The organism is Halalkalibacter wakoensis JCM 9140 (assembly GCF_000513095.1).
Classification (GTDB): Bacteria; Bacillota; Bacilli; order Bacillales; family Bacillaceae_D; genus Halalkalibacter; species Halalkalibacter wakoensis.
The window spans coordinates 1-15,602 of sequence record NZ_BAUT01000031.1; the positions used below are offsets into that span (position 1 = coordinate 1).

At 36.9% G+C, this 15,602-nt stretch carries 15 protein-coding genes; 14 read left to right on the forward strand and 1 reads right to left on the reverse strand.

Features of this window, described 5'->3' with window-relative positions; genetic code table 11:
• From JCM9140_RS25200 to JCM9140_RS12600, 13 genes are all read left to right on the forward strand, one after another.
• On the forward strand, positions 1-292 hold a 292-nt coding region (locus JCM9140_RS25200; RefSeq protein ID WP_034746938.1), incomplete at its 5' end, for an acyltransferase family protein.
• Between the two features lie 244 nt (positions 293-536).
• Entirely contained in the window at positions 537-677 is a 141-nt protein-coding gene (gene sda / locus JCM9140_RS23195) for a sporulation histidine kinase inhibitor Sda (RefSeq protein WP_081727679.1), read from the forward strand.
• A gap of 191 nt (positions 678-868) precedes the next feature.
• The gene (locus tag JCM9140_RS12550) at positions 869-1,573 is read left to right on the forward strand and encodes a LytR/AlgR family response regulator transcription factor (protein WP_052002242.1); all 705 of its coding nucleotides are present in this window, start codon (positions 869-871) and stop codon (positions 1,571-1,573) included.
• Positions 1,574-1,709: 136 nt separating this feature from the next.
• Entirely contained in the window at positions 1,710-3,572 is a 1,863-nt protein-coding gene (locus JCM9140_RS22595) for an ATP-binding protein (RefSeq protein WP_052002243.1), read from the forward strand.
• Positions 3,573-3,800: 228 nt separating this feature from the next.
• Positions 3,801-4,574, forward strand: coding sequence for a sensor histidine kinase (locus tag JCM9140_RS12560; RefSeq protein ID WP_034746941.1), 774 nt, complete (start codon positions 3,801-3,803; stop codon positions 4,572-4,574).
• Positions 4,555-5,262 carry a response regulator transcription factor gene (locus JCM9140_RS12565; RefSeq protein WP_034746944.1) on the forward strand — a complete coding sequence of 236 codons (708 nt, stop codon included), beginning with the start codon at positions 4,555-4,557 and terminating at the stop codon, positions 5,260-5,262. Before JCM9140_RS12560 ends, JCM9140_RS12565 begins: the two co-directional genes overlap by 20 nt.
• Before the next feature lie 20 nt (positions 5,263-5,282).
• A complete protein-coding gene (locus tag JCM9140_RS12570; RefSeq protein WP_034746947.1) occupies positions 5,283-6,320 on the forward strand; it encodes a hypothetical protein in 1,038 nt (345 codons plus the stop codon).
• A 106-nt stretch (positions 6,321-6,426) separates the two neighbouring features.
• The gene (locus tag JCM9140_RS12575; protein ID WP_034746950.1) at positions 6,427-8,046 is read left to right on the forward strand and encodes an ABC transporter substrate-binding protein; all 1,620 of its coding nucleotides are present in this window, start codon (positions 6,427-6,429) and stop codon (positions 8,044-8,046) included.
• Positions 8,047-8,142: 96 nt separating this feature from the next.
• The gene (locus JCM9140_RS12580; RefSeq protein ID WP_034746952.1) at positions 8,143-9,090 is read left to right on the forward strand and encodes an ABC transporter permease; all 948 of its coding nucleotides are present in this window, start codon (positions 8,143-8,145) and stop codon (positions 9,088-9,090) included.
• Between the two features lie 10 nt (positions 9,091-9,100).
• Complete coding sequence (locus JCM9140_RS12585) at positions 9,101-10,012, forward strand: ABC transporter permease (RefSeq protein WP_052002244.1); 912 nt, start codon at positions 9,101-9,103, stop codon at positions 10,010-10,012.
• Positions 10,013-10,028: 16 nt separating this feature from the next.
• Positions 10,029-10,913, forward strand: a complete 885-nt coding sequence (locus JCM9140_RS12590) for a DUF1028 domain-containing protein (RefSeq protein WP_034747008.1) — start codon at positions 10,029-10,031, stop codon at positions 10,911-10,913.
• A 4-nt stretch (positions 10,914-10,917) separates the two neighbouring features.
• A complete protein-coding gene (locus tag JCM9140_RS12595) occupies positions 10,918-11,901 on the forward strand; it encodes an ABC transporter ATP-binding protein (protein ID WP_034746954.1) in 984 nt (327 codons plus the stop codon).
• A gap of 3 nt (positions 11,902-11,904) precedes the next feature.
• Positions 11,905-12,870, forward strand: coding sequence for an ABC transporter ATP-binding protein (locus JCM9140_RS12600; RefSeq protein WP_034746956.1), 966 nt, complete (start codon positions 11,905-11,907; stop codon positions 12,868-12,870).
• Between the two features lie 210 nt (positions 12,871-13,080).
• On the opposite strand, the gene JCM9140_RS12605 is transcribed toward JCM9140_RS12600, so the two are convergent.
• Positions 13,081-14,283 (reverse strand): helix-turn-helix domain-containing protein, encoded by a 1,203-nt coding sequence (locus JCM9140_RS12605; RefSeq protein WP_034746957.1) that lies wholly within the window; start codon positions 14,281-14,283, stop codon positions 13,081-13,083.
• A 262-nt stretch (positions 14,284-14,545) separates the two neighbouring features.
• On the opposite strand from JCM9140_RS12605, the gene JCM9140_RS12610 reads away from it, so the two are divergent.
• A complete protein-coding gene (locus JCM9140_RS12610; protein ID WP_034746959.1) occupies positions 14,546-15,583 on the forward strand; it encodes an ABC transporter substrate-binding protein in 1,038 nt (345 codons plus the stop codon).
• Positions 15,584-15,602: the final 19 nt, after the last annotated feature.

The following is a 15,602-nucleotide window of genomic DNA, read 5'->3' on the forward strand; positions in this document are numbered from 1 at the left end:
TTCGCTTCGAAAACAAAAACAAACACCGGCTTGGATCAAGATGTTGAGCACCTATTCATTTGGGATTTACTTGCTGCATCCATTCGTACAAACGTTGGTAAGCAGGCAACTCACAGTCAATGATATGAGCCAAATAGCTTATCTATTTATACAGTTTATTGCTGGAGTTCTAGTTCCAATCTTGCTAGTTTATCTTGTTTCTAAGTGGTCTTATGGAGGATATGTTGTAGGGAAGATAGCAACTCCTATAAGGAAGGGCCATAGTAAACTGGGTGAGGCGAAGGTGGCGTGAAACCATAGAGTTAAAAGAAATAAACTTAAAAGACTTTTTCTCTATACGAGAAAGAGTCTTTTATCTTTAAATGGCAAAACTTTAAAAAAAGTTAAAAAGTAGATTTAGTTACCTGAAATAAGGTTTCTCTTGCTTAATATACAGTTTTATTTGTTTGATTGAAGATAGCAAAGAGGATGAGACGTTTAGTAATCTGTTCATAGTGAATATAATAGTAAATAGGGCATAAAAGGAGTTTGATAGAATGCATCAATTAGATGACCGTTTACTAGTTGAAACCTTTAAAAAGGCTAAAAGGTTAAACTTAAACGACGACTTTATAAAGTTGTTAGAGGATGAATTAATAAAGAGAAAATTACTAGACCAAGTCTACGTTAGTAGATAGTTTAAATGGTAAAGGTTGTTAATTTCGGCATATTAATAGTTCATTAACTGATAAATGTTACACTAGGAGAAGCCTGAGGTCATTTGAATAGTCTGAAATTATGAGAAATGGTTGAAATCCAATAAAAACTATATCCCTTTACTAATCAGATATAAATCAAGTGTCATCCAGAGGAAAGGGAGGTAATTTCATTGGAACCAATAATTAAAGTAATTATTGCGGAAGATAATAAAGATGCACAAGATATTATGGCTTCTTTTTTAAAACCACTTCAACAGTTCGAAGTTATTGGAGTGGCGGATAATGGTGAGAGCTTACTAGATGTTAATCTTAATCTGAAACCAGAATTGATTATTGCAGATATTAATATGCCTAAATTAAATGGGATTGATGCAATTGCATCCTGTTTAAAGGTCAATCCTGATTTGAAGTTCATTTATACAACAGCCTACGAAAAGTACGCAGTAAAGGCTTTTGATCTAAATGCAGTGGACTATTTAATAAAACCAATAAAGAAAGAACGCTTTTATGTCGCGTTAGAAAAAGCAAAAGGATTATTGGATTATAAAAAAGAGAAGACTATTTTAACAATCCAGATGGATCGAACTTCTTATTTTATCCAAAATAAGGATATTATATGTATCGAAAAAGAGAATCGGAAAACAATTATTCATACAGCTACTCAAAAATATGAAACAAATGATTCACTAGATAGTATTTTATCAAGGCTATCAAATAATTTTTTTCGGACCCATCGATCCTTTATTGTGAATATAGATTATATCTCTCATATTACAGCAGAAGGTGAGACATATCTTGCTCACTTACGAAATTACCCCCATCCAGCTTATGTGTCCAAGCTTCGTATAAGTGAATTGTACAAAGAGATCTCCTAATAAAGACACTCTACTTTCGTAAATAAGGCAAAAGTAGAGTTTTTTCCTTTGATTACCAACGTTATCCCCTGTTCGTGTCCACAAAACTTCATTAGAATAGAAAGAACGTATCTATTTATAAATGGAGGATAAGTGTGTGTTTGAAGATAATCCGGCAACCCTTACATTGCAAAAGTTAACTAGAAACTTACTTGACAGAGAAAGTGCACATATCATATATATGTTTAGTGAATATGATCAGTATGTCAATAATGCGCTTGCGTATATTTCTGATGGTTTAAATAATGGGGATAAAATTTTAGTTTTTGAAGACCAAACATTTTATTATACGTTAATAAAAAAGCTTCAATTATCTGGCTATACAAGAGAAGATATTCAGTCAATAACTTTTCAATGCAGCACGACTTATTATGGAACAGGAGAGGGGTTTAGCGCCGATAAAACGTTGGAAATCCTTCATGATTTTGTGGAAGATAATGTAGAAAAAGGCATTCGAACAAGAATATGGGGACAAGTACAAGTGCAAGATATGTCTATTAGTGAATTACGAAAATATGAATGTCAGTGCGATAAATTTTTCAGTGGAAAGAATTTCATCTCAATTTGTACGTATAACGGATTATTAACGCCTGCTTATCTACAAAATGAATTATTAAAAGTACATGAGTATTTAATGGTGGACCAGCAATTAGAAAGATCTCCTTTCTATCACCAAAGCTATGTTACCAACTTGTCTGATTCAGAGGTAGAAAGACTGAAAAAACTTGAAAGTGAAAACGATGAGTTACGTCGGAAAAACGAACGACTGTTAGTAAAACAGGCTAGGCAAAAAGAGCGGGAAAAGTTCCTTGATCTTGCAAGAGAAAATGCTGAAAAAGCGAATATAGAAAAAAGTGCATTCCTTTCACAAATGAGTCACGACCTGCGAACTCCATTGAACACGATTCAAGGATACATTCAAGTTATCCAGATGAATGAAAACGATGCGGAACTTCAATGGAAAATTAATCGAATTTACCAAGCGTCGGAGCAATTACTAAAGCTAATCGAGGAAATCCTAGATTTTACTGTGATTGATTCTGGAAAGGTAAATCTGAATAAAGAATTAATCAAGTTAAAGTCTTTTCTTCATAATTGTGTAGACTCTATCTTAGAAACACCAAAACACGATATCCAGCTTCATCTAGAGAAAATTCCTGATGATTTCTATGTAGAAGCAGATCCGGTTCGGTTAAACCAAATCATCATGAATCTTTTAACGAATGCCATTAAATACAATCAACCATTTGGGGTCGTGAACATATTCTGTTCGTTTAATGAATATAGCAATGAGATTCAAATCCATATAAAAGACAATGGAATTGGGATCGAACAAAAAGAATTAGATCTTATATTTGAACCTTTTTATAGGTCAAAAAGGACGATGGATAATTGGGAAGGTACAGGACTAGGCTTGGCGATTGTCGCACAATTAACAAAAAGAATGAATGGTACGTATGGTGTTACAAGTGAAATTGGCAAAGGATCAACCTTTTGGGTATCGTTTAAAAAAGTTAAGCCAAATCAATCATATGAATTAGAAAGTACAAATAGCAAAAAGGACACCGATGTGTTGGGTACGGGGGTTTTTAAAATTTTATATATAGAAGATAACCAAGAAAATAGAGATGTGATGGCCGTTATGCTACAATCCATGGATCATCATATTGATTTAACTTTTGCGTCTACGGGTGAAGAGGGAATAAATAAAGTGTTTGAAGACAAGTCTCATCTTGTTTTACTGGACTTAAATTTACCTGATATTAATGGATTTGACGTATTAAATAAGTTGAAATCGAACCCTATTACAAAAGAGATTCCTGTTGTAGCAGTGAGTGCAGATGCATTAGAGTCAACAATCAAAAGAGCGTTACTTGATGGGTGCGCGGCATACGTAACCAAGCCGGTTGATTTTAAGGAGTTAAGAGGGGTTTTACAGAAAGTTGCTGTGAAAATATAAACGATTTGTAAGTGTCTGTTATTGTTAAATCAACAATGACAGGCACTTTTTTTTGTTCAGAACAGTTTGATACGAATTTATTTTAATCAATAGAGGAAAATGAAGTGAAATTGTCGAATGATGTTCTAAAAAAGTGGAGGCAAACATGTACAATCGATTAATTTGCTTTAAAAGATGGAAGACACCATCTTTCTTATATAAAGAAGCTGAGAAGAGAAACGAAATCACATGATTACTTATGAAGCTTTCTTTTTAATGATTTTAATCAGTATATTAGGTCCTGTTGTAGGAGTTGTATTGTTAATTTTTTTCAATATGTTTGAGAAGCAAGTGTATGTATTAGAAATTGAAAAAAAGCAAATTGAACTTGAAAAGGAGCTAGAAAGAAGTAGGTACTTACAGTTAAATCAGCAGATACAGCCGCATTTTTTGTTTAATGCCCTAAATTCAATGCTAAGCTTGATCCGTTTAAAACGGTATGATGGGTTGAAAGAAGCGTTTGAGCATATGGTTCTATATCTTCGCTTTAAATATGTAGATAAAGATCCACTCTATGTTATGACTGATGAAATTTCCTATACAAACCACTTCATTGCTATTCAAAAGTTACGTTTTGGTGAAAGGCTACAGGTGTCTTGGGAAGTGGATATCGCTGTTAAACAGGCCTTAATTCTTCCGTATCTTTTACAAACACTAGTAGAAAATGCTTTTAAGCATGGAGTTGAAATGGTTGAAGGGGATGCTCTCATCCATATAGAGATCAAGAAGTATAACAAAGAAGTATCGCTAACAGTAAAAGACAATGGCCCAGGTTTTCAAGATACGTCTTTCCTTGATCACTATGAAGGGATCGGATTAAAAAATATAGAAACTAGGCTGCATCTACTTTTTGGTGAAACGGCCAAGCTAGTTATTCAACCAACTGTTGAAGAGAGTGGAGGCATTGTTACGGTAATCTGGCCATTTATAGAGGAGGAAAAAGATGAGAGTATTGGTACTTGATGATGAACCGTTAGAGTTGGATCAAATAGAAATACTTATTCATGATCATTTTCCGACATGGGTTGTAAAGAAAGCGCAAAATTATACAGAAGCAATGGAAGTCGTCGATCGTTCGTTACAAGAAGATCAGCCAATGCAACTGGCACTCATTGATGTAAAACTACCTGGTCGTAATGGTTTAGAAGTAGCAGAGAAAATAAAAGCAAGAATTCCGCAGATTGATTTTATTGTCGTCTCCGCCTTTCAAAACTTTGATTATGCAAAAAAATCTATTCAATTAAAAGTCGTCGATTACTTAGTGAAGCCTGTGATAGAAAAAGAATTTGTCACTGTTCTTCAAAGCTATGTTCATGAACATCCCGAATACGAGATTCATTCGGAAGTGGTACAGAAAATGATTCGGATTGTACAGTCGAGCTACCAGGATTCATTAAAGCTTTCTGATATAGCAAAAGAGTTACATATGAATGCTAATTACATGAGCCGATTGTTTAGTGAGGAAGTAGGGAAGAGCTTTTCTGATTATCTACTAGGATATCGAATTGAAATGGCAAAATCACTCTTAGTCAAACATAAAGACTGGAGTATTCAAAGGGTAGCAGAAGATTGCGGGTTTAATAGTCAGCATTATTTTAGTACAACTTTTAAAAAATTGGTTAATCAAACGCCAAAAGCTTTTCGAAAGTAAATATACTAGGGGTAGAAATCATGAAACAAGAAAAGCCGTTAAGTCTTACAGTTTTATTGTCTAATTGGTTTTCAATTAGCATGCTGTTTATTTCAGGAGAAGTTGTTTTGAGATACGGTGCAAAAGCAGGTTTTGTGATGGTACTTGCTTTTTTAGTAGCGCTCATCCTTGTTTTTCCACTCCTAAAAGAAAAGAGGTTATCGAATGTATCAACGGACTGGTTGCGCTTATTCTGGTTAATGGAAGTAATTCTCCTTCAGCTGTTTATAGGAATCATCTTAATTAAGGAGATTTTCTCATTTGCGATTTTTGAGGCAGCGTTTTGGACAATAATGGGTTCACTATTTTTTACACTTTTACTGAAATATGTTAAAAAGCTGCTTACTTTGTTCGAAATAAGCCTATTGAGTCTGATTTTTGGGATGGCCATATTATTACCGAATTATGTTTATTTACAAAAAGGTCTTGAAACGGTTTATCATAATTTACTTCATTATCATCCGAAATTGTTACATCAAGATCAAACAGGGATAAACGGTTTGTTTTTTCTTCTCGTCCTTATTTTTTTCTCGAAGCTGTTTGTTCAAATTCCTGTTTTGCGTCAAGTTACTGGTTCTACAAATGGAAAGGGATTTAGAAAGCTAATAATTGCAGGCATTATTTGGTCAACAATTGTTTTAGCCTTCTCAACCATGACGATTGTCTCAATTACTCAAAACATGACAATTGTTCATTCGAATGAATTAGTTCCAGAATTATTAAGGAAATTATCAACCCCTTTTATTTTTTATACGGTGTTGATTTCCTTTTACATCGGTACATTTATTAAAATTGCCCTATCTTTTCTTACATTTTTAGATTTTCCTCACAAAGGTTCCCTTAGTCCCAAACTTATATATCTTACGTTAGGGTGCTTGATCGTTCTTGTTCCTTACTTATACGTTAAAGAATATACTGTTCTAGCTATTTTCTTGTATGTTGGGGCATTGCTTAGTTCCCTAACGATTTTGTCCTTCCTCTTTAGCTTGGTAAAAAATCTCACAATGAAAAACCAGTAAGGTAACAATAGTGAAAAAAGTCTGAATAATTTTGCAAAAAATGTATTCAGACTTTTTTTATAATTTAGTTGTTAGCAAATAACAGAAAAAAGGGGAGATTTACAAAATGACAGGTAAACGTATAACACTGTTTCTGTTTGTATTACTTGTTTCATTGTTGTTCGTTGGTTGTTCTTCGGAGTCAACAACACCAGAATCATCAACAGATGATGCAGCTACAGATACACCAACAGGGAACAAAGTTGTTGTGGTTGGTCTCGAGGCTGAGCCAACATCTTTAGATGCACATCAATTATCTGATTATAATTCGAGTCGTGCTGCGATGGAATTGTATGATCAATTGGTTGAATTTAAAGATGAGTCAACCGATATTGTTCCAGGGCTGGCGGAAAAATGGGATGTTTCTGATGATGGCCTTAAGTATACATTTTATTTAAGAGAAGATGTAACGTTTCATGATGGAACTCCATTCAATGCAGAAGCTGTAAAATTTTCTATTGATCGACAAATTGATTCTGACCATCCTTTCCATGATACAGGACAGTTTGCTTATGCTGATTACACATTTGGACCAGTTGAAAGTGTTGAAGTTGATGATGAGTTTACAGTTACTTTCACGTTAAATGAGGCATATGCTCCGTTTCTAAGTAATATGGCCATGCATGCGGCAAGTATTGTCAGCCCAACAGCTGTAGAAGAACATGGTGCAGACTTCACAAAAAACCCTGTCGGTACAGGCCCGTTTAAATTTGTAAGTTGGAATCCAGGTGTGGAAGTTGTTCTTGAAGCAAATCCGGACCACTTTGAAGGAGCACCAAATGTAGATCAAATTATCTTCAAGCCAATTACAGAGCCACAAACTCGTTTAGCTGAGTTAGAAGCAGGAAATATGGATTTAATCGTAAACGTTCCACCCGATGACTTAGCACGTCTTGAAGCTGATGATAGCTTACAGATCATTGAGCAAGCTGGTATGCATGTATGGTGGACATCTTTTAATACTCAAAGAGAACCATTTAATGATGTGAAAATTCGTCAAGCGATCAATTATGCTATTAACAAAGAAGCCATTGTAGATGGTATTTTGCAAGGAACAGGTGAAGTGGCGAATAGTCCTGTCCCACCAGTTGTTTGGGGACATAATCCTAATGTGTCCAACTATGAATATAACCCTGAAAAGGCAATTGAACTTCTTGAAGAAGCTGGATACCCTGATGGATTTGAGTTAACGTATTGGGTTCCTGAATCAGGTTCCGGAATGCAACAGCCACAGGCAATGGCAGCCGCCATTCAATCAGATCTTTCTAAGGTCGGAATTGATGTAACAATCCAAACTCTTGAATGGGGAACGTATTTAGATAAAGTGTTCGTTCCAGTAGAAGAAAATGATATGGACATGCATCAAATGTCTTGGATTGGTGATAACGGAGATCCAGACAACTTCCTTTATGCCTTATTAGGTGGAGAACAATGGCCAACGGCAGGATTTAACTCCTCTTACTATGAGAACGCTGAAGTAGATGAACTTCTAAAAGAAGCTCGTATTACGAAAGACAAAGGTGAACGTACAGAAATGTATGAGAAAGCTCAAGAGCTGATTATGGAGGATGCACCTTGGGTGATTATTGATCATGAAATGCAGATTGTTGCAACAAGTAAAAGATTGCAAAACTTCAAACTTCATCCGACAGGTGTCTTCAGATTTTCAGATGTAGATGTTCAATAACGTGATTTTGTAAAGAGGAGATGCTTTCTCCTCTTTACCTATTTTTCTTCTATTCGTCACTTTAGATAGTGATTCTATGTTTAAGAGGTGAATGAAATGGCTTCGTATATTTTTAGAAGGATGATTGGGTTACTTCCTGTCTTGTTTGGGGTAACGATCCTTGTTTTTTCAATTATGCACCTATCACCGGGGGATCCAGCCAAAATTATTTTAGGTCCAAAAGCAACGGAAGAATCAATAGAAAAATTGAACGTACAGCTTGGGCTCGATCAGCCACTGCATGTTCAATATGTGACCTGGATAGGAAATGTCTTCAAAGGAGACTGGGGTAGATCAATTCAAATGAAAATGGAAGTTCTTCCACTCGTCATGGAACGGTTTTCGGCAACCTTAATTTTAACCGTATCGAGTTTGACAATCGCAACGGTTATTGGGATTGGTGTAGGGATTATCTCAGCTTACCGAAAGTATTCTTGGATTGATCGGTCTTTAATGATGTTCGTGCTAATTGGTTTTTGTTTGCCAGTATTTTGGCTAGGCATCCTTTTGCAAATTGTTTTTGGTCTGAAATTAGGTATATTGCCGATTTCAGGAATGTATCCCGCTGGACAGACAGGATTTAACCATTTGTTGACACATTTAATCCTCCCATCGCTCGCTTTATCTGCAGGAGCGGGAGCGGTTATTGCTCGGATGACTAGATCAAGCATGTTAGAAGTATTTGAACAGGACTATATTCGAACAGCTCGTTCAAAAGGAATTAAGGAACGCAAAGTAATTTACATTCATGCACTAAAAAATGCAATCATACCAGTATTAACGGTATTAGGGATGCAAGTCGGTTTTTTACTAGCAGGAGCTGTATTAGTTGAAATGGTATTCTCATGGCCAGGCATTGGAACTTTAATGGTCAATGGAATATTAGCACGAGATTTCCCGCTCGTTCAAGGAGTAATTTTATTAGTTGCTACGACTTATGTCGTGGTGAATTTATTAATTGACATCTTATATGCGATTCTTGATCCGAGAATCTCTTACAGTTAGGAGGGTGGGGATGGAACCTCAACAAACACAACTCCAGGCAGAAAATCAAACAAAAAATATATCACTTCCAAAACAGAAGCGTAAAAATCCATGGAAGGTCGCGATGAGAAAGCTAGCTCGAGATAAAGCAGCGATGTTTGGGTTGGCGATGCTTTTTGTGATTTCGGTTACAGTCATACTTGCACCTGTCCTACCTTTGCCTGATCCTGTAGAAGTTGATTTAGCCAATCGTCTGCAGCCGATTGGAACAGAAGGTCATTTACTTGGAACAGATGATTTAGGAAGGGATTTGTTAAGTCGGCTTATTTGGGGTGGAAGAGTCTCGATAGCAGTAGGGTTTATAGCCGTTGGGATTGCTTTAGTTTTTGGAACAATCCTTGGACTCATTGCAGGATATTTTCAAAAGTTCTTTGATACGGTCATAATGCGTTTTATTGATATTTTAATGGCATTTCCATACGTATTGTTAGCGATAGCAATTGTGGCTGCACTAGGACCTGGTTTAATGAACACGATGATAGCTGTCAGTATTGTTGGGATCCCTTATTATGCACGGATCGTTCGAGGAAGTGCGCTTATGTTCAGAAACATGGAATTTGTTGTAGCTGAAAGAGCATTAGGGGCAGGACATGGGCATATTCTCGTTCACCACATAATTCCGAATTGTTTACCCCCTTTAATCGTTGCAGCAAGTTTAGATGTTGGTTGGATGATTTTAGCTGCAGCAGGGATGAGCTTTATCGGATTGGGAGCACAACCACCAATGGCTGAATGGGGAGTCATGTTAAGTGAAGGTCAGCAATTTATTCGAGTGGCACCACATCTTAGTTTACTGCCAGGAGCTGCTATTTTTCTAGTCGTATTATCTCTAAATCTATTAGGAGATGGCTTGCGTGATGTTCTTGATCCAAAATCAAAATAAGAAAAGAGGAAATGAAATGAAACTTGTAGATCGAAACTGTATAAATACGTTTTCTATTGTGGGCTTTGATCCTGAAACAAAAGAGTTAGGAGTGGCTGTTGCTTCAAAATTCTTATCTGTTGGCTCAGTCGTACCCTGGGCAAAAGCAGGTGTAGGCGCTATCGCAACCCAGTCGTGGGCTAACCCTGCATATGGAAGTCGAGGACTAGAACTAATGGCTGAAGGTAAATCAGCACAAGAAGTGTTAGCCATTATTACAGAAGAAGATGATAATAAAGCTGTTCGTCAGGTTGGGTTAGTTGATGCATTTGGAGGAAGTGCGACCTTTAGTGGAGATGAATGTCATCCATGGGCTGGTGGCATTGCGGGCACTAATTTTGCTTGTCAGGGTAATATCCTAGTCGATGAAAAAACGACTCAAGCTATGGCTGAAACGTTTGAAAAAGTGAAGGGTGACTTGGCAACACGATTAACAAAAGCATTACTTGCAGGGGACGAAGCTGGTGGTGATAGTCGTGGAAAGCAATCTGCTGCGCTTTTAGTTGTCAAGGAAAAAGGAGGATATGGTGGCTTTAATGATCGTTACATTGATCTACGTGTGGACGATCATACCGAACCTGTAAAGGAATTAGAAAGAATATTAGAGTTGCATCAATTGTATTTTAAAAAATCAGCAAAAGAAGAGATCTCAGCTATTGAAAATGAGATTAAGGGTCGTTTAACAAAAGGTCTTACAAAATTAGAGTATATAAAAACAGATAATCCAAGTGAAGAGCAACTTTTCGAAGCGTTACACACGTTTCAATTAATTGAGAATTTTGATGAACGAATTCAAGAGACAGGTTTCATTGATAATAAAGTGCTTGAATTTATGGAAAGTCTAGCAGCAAGAAAGGGATGATGAGATGACGGCGCTCTTACAAGTAGAAAATTTAGAGATCCTATTTAAGAAGGAACAACAATACGTTTCAACTGTAAGCGGTGTTCACTTTCATGTAGATTCAGGAGAAATGGTAGGCATTGTTGGGGAGTCTGGATGTGGAAAGAGTGTCACATCCCTTTCCATTATGGGACTTCTGCCAAAAGATTTTAGTAAAGTATCACAAAATACAAAAATTCATTTTAATGGCAAATCATTAACGGAGATAACAGAAAAAGAGTACCGTAAGATTCGCGGCAATGACATGTCAATGATTTTCCAAGATCCGATGTCTTCCTTAAATCCTGTATTGACGATTGGGTATCAAATGAATGAAATGATCTTAGCTCATACGAAGTTATCCAAAAAAGAGGCGAGGAAAAAAGCAATTAATATGTTAGAAAAGGTAAGGATTCCTCGAGCTGAAAAGATTATTGATGAATATCCGCATCAGCTCTCAGGAGGAATGAGACAACGAGTAATGATTGCAATGGCTTTATCATGTAACCCTAAATTATTAATTGCTGATGAACCAACGACTGCACTTGATGTGACGATTCAAGCGCAAATTTTAAATTTAATAAAAGGACTTCAGAAAGAATTCAACACAGCCGTTATGCTTATAACACATGACTTAGGAGTTGTAGCAGAAGTGTGCGATCGTGTAGTGGTGATGTATGCAGGGAAAGTAGTAGAGGAAGCAAGCGTTGATGAAATTTTTAACGCACCGAAGCACCCGTATACAATTGGTCTACTAAACTCGATGCCTAGTTTAACGGATGAGAAAGATAGATTAGAAGCAATTCCTGGTGCAGTTCCCCTTCCAGAGGAGATGCCAAAAGGGTGTAGGTTTGCACCTCGCTGTTCAGAAGTGATGGATGCATGTTTGGAAAGTGCTCCTGAAAAAAGAATGTTAAGTTCAAGTCATTATTGTAGCTGTTGGCTGTATGAGGAAGAAGAGGTGGGCTAGCGAATGGAACCGATTTTAGAAATAAAAAACTTAAAAAAATATTTTCCGGTCAAACAAGGCTTCATTCGTAGGGCTTCGGGACAGGTTAAGGCTGTAGATGATGTGAGTCTGACTCTTTATGAAGGCGAAACACTGGGATTGGTTGGAGAAAGTGGATGTGGAAAATCAACCTTTGGACGAACTGTTTTGCAACTAGTAAAACCAACATCTGGTGAAGTCATGTACAAAGGAAAGGACCTTTCTAAATTAAGTTTTAAAGAGATGAGGCCGTATAGAAGGGAAATTCAAATGGTTTTTCAAGATCCATATTCTTCCTTGAATTCTAGGAAAACAGTTCGAAGCATACTAGAAGAACCAATGAAAATACACCATCTATTTACTAGAAAAGAACGGGAAGAAAAGGTTGATCATATAATGGAGTTGGTAGGGTTAAATCGTACGTTCGCCGACAGGTATCCACATGAATTTAGTGGAGGACAGCGTCAACGGATTGGAATTGCTCGTGCGTTAATGTTGGACCCTTCTCTAATTATAGCTGATGAACCTGTATCTGCACTTGATGTATCGGTTCAAGCCCAAGTTCTGAATTTAATGCAGGATCTTCAAAAACAGTTAAACTTAACATATTTGTTTATTGCTCATGATTTAAGTGTTGTAAAACATTTTAGTTCGCGAGTTGGCGTGATGTACTTAGGGAGATTGGTGGAATTAGCTTCGAAAACGGAGCTATATAAAGAACCTCTTCATCCATATACACAAGCATTAATGTCCGCGGTACCAATACCCAAAACAGGAATTAAGCGAGAACGTATTTTGTTAACCGGTGACGTTCCAAATCCACAAAACCCCCCAACTGGATGTGCTTTTCATGAAAGATGTCACGCTTGTATGGACATTTGCAAAGTCGAGCGGCCAGAGCTGAAAGAAGTTGGTAAAGGTCGTGTGGTAGCTTGTCACCTTTATAAGTGAAATCCCAAAAACCTTGAGAGGGAGATACAGCCTCTTAAGGTTTTTTATTTGTCCGCTAGTAAAGGAGCTGAATTGGCGAGTAAACAGCAATGAGGGGAGAGTCTGAATGATAAAAGTAGGTTAATTTTGCAAACAAAAAATCCTGAACCAGAATCTTGAAACTCAAGGTAGGATTCTTTGTTTATTAAATACATTTTTTTAAGAGTTTAACTAATACAAATAATCCAAACTCCAATCCCCCTCCAAAGGTCGGTCCGACACGCTTGTTAACTGTAACCTCTTTGAAGCTTCATTTAAGTAATAGCCTCTATAAGGGATACAACCTTTTGAACCTGTTACATTTCTAGTGAAAGATTGATCTGTAATAGATAAATTTTTCAATGTTTCTAAATCTTGTTTGTACACAGCCGCATCCCAGCGAACTTTTGAGACGATACTCGTTGTAACTCTATGTGATATACCAGTTAATTCACTTAATAGTTTAGCAGCTTTAAGAGGATACTCTCTTGCGAATTGATGAGTACGCATATGTGCTTTTAAGTAGGCTATGACAATGTCATCATTTAATTGAGCCCAATGATCTAATGCAACGAGACCTGTTAAATAGTCATCTGTAAAACCGTCAAAATGCATAGTAGCAGCTCCTTGTAATTCAGAAAGACTAACATAAGGCTCCCACATTACACTTACTCCGACACCTCTTTCAATAATGTTCGAATAACTTAAGTTCATGTCTTGATTAATGACTTCACATGTTGCGTTTATCCCTGAAAGAAGTCGATTTAATCGGTGCCCAGCACTGGAATTCGTAACAGTAGCAAGGGTGTGACCATGTAAATCGGTTACGTCGTGAAAATGAAGATCTTTAGGGATAACAAGTGAGATTCCTTCACTTTGAGACGTTTTTCCGTCAAAGGCGAGGAGAACAGGGTTGAAATTAGGGAATATCGTACTTAATTGATGACCGATCATAATTGGATAATCACCTAAAGAAGCAATTTGGATTTGGCCTGCAATCATCCCTTCTATTAGTTCTAAGCCGTTTTTAGCATTTATCCAGTTGATTTGCAAAGGGCGTGTAGGGTTCAATTCTGCTAACTCTTCTTCGAAAAAGCCTAGCTTTTTCATAAGTAGAGGACTCCACATGTGAGCTGTTTGACTTTGATACCCAATTGTAATCGTATCCGGTGTCGTCATTCGGATGGTTTGATCTATTCTGTTTTCATCGATTGGTTCGTGTACCTTCGAGTGTTGTCGAACCCATTGTTGGATTTCTTCCTTGTGAAAGTAAATTTCTTTTCCTATTTTAATAAAAGGCAAGCGCTTGAATTTACGCCAACGGTCTATAGTTGAACGACTAACTTCCAATAAGTCAATCGCTTCCTGCATGGTGATCAGATCTAAATGGTTCATTAGCTGCTGGCTCTCCTTTTACGTTATGCTTTCTTTAAGTATAGTGTTTTTACAATAAATTTGGTATTTAACGTTAGGAAATGTTCCATTCATTGTTTCGTTATCTAAGGACAAGTTTACAATTGGATGGGATAAATTGGGTGTTTTCTTCATTGTTCGTCAATTTTGCTCACTGGTCTTAAATCTCTCAATCTATATTGAATACTACAATGTTGAATGCTACGTTATAGGTATCTTGTAAGAGCAAAGGGAGGAAACGTAAATGAAAAAAATCGGAGCTTTTTTTAGTTCAGTAATGATGACTTCTTTATTATTAGCTGGTTGTGGTGGAGCAACTGAAAGTGATGTAAACGAGTCAAGTGAGTCTAGCGAACCAACTGAATCTAGTGATACGACAGCAGAGGTGACGGAAGAATTAACCGAAATAAAACAAATTACATCTTGGTTTGCTCAGCCAGACCATGGAGGACAATATGCAGCTTTAGCAAAAGGATTTTACGAGGAAGCGGGATTAGAAATGACAATTGAATCAGGAGGGCCACAAGTTTCAGCTGTTCAAATTGTTGCATCTGGAGAGGCCGACTTTGGAATGGCACCTGCTGATGCACTTATCGCCGCGCGTGATCAAGGAATTCCAGTTGTAGGTTTAGCTGCTATCTTACAATCAAACCCACAAATTTTATTGTTTCACAAGGATACACCAATAAGTGATTTTCCTGATTTAGATGGAAGAACGGTTTACGTTGCTCCAGGGGTGATGTACTGGGAGTACATTCAAAGTGCATACAACCTAAATGTTGATGAGATGGCGTTTACTGGACAATTTGGTCCGTTTATTGCTGATGATGAAGCGGTGAGTCAAGCATTTGTAACAACTGCACCTTATAACTTAGCTCAAGAAGGTATAGATGTTGATTATTTGTTTATTGATGATTCAGGTTACGAAACGTATGCGAATGTTCTTTTCACAACAGAAGATTATATTGAAGAAAACTACGATACAGTAAGGGCCTATATAGAAGCTAGCTTAAAAGGCTGGGACTATTACAAAACGAATTATGACGAAATAAATCCTGTTATCCAAGAAGCAAACCCAGACTATGATCTTGAAGCAATGGCATACGGATCTGAAGCGTTAATTGATTTAATTTACGGTAGTGATGCAGCAGAACATGGAGTAGGGTATATGTCCGAGCAGAAATGGTCAAAACTTTTGGCGCAACTAAAAGATATCGGAGTCGTTGAATCTGATATTGATGTGAATGAATTATTTACAACAGAATTTCTTCCAAATGAGTGACAAATAAAGGTAGACAAAG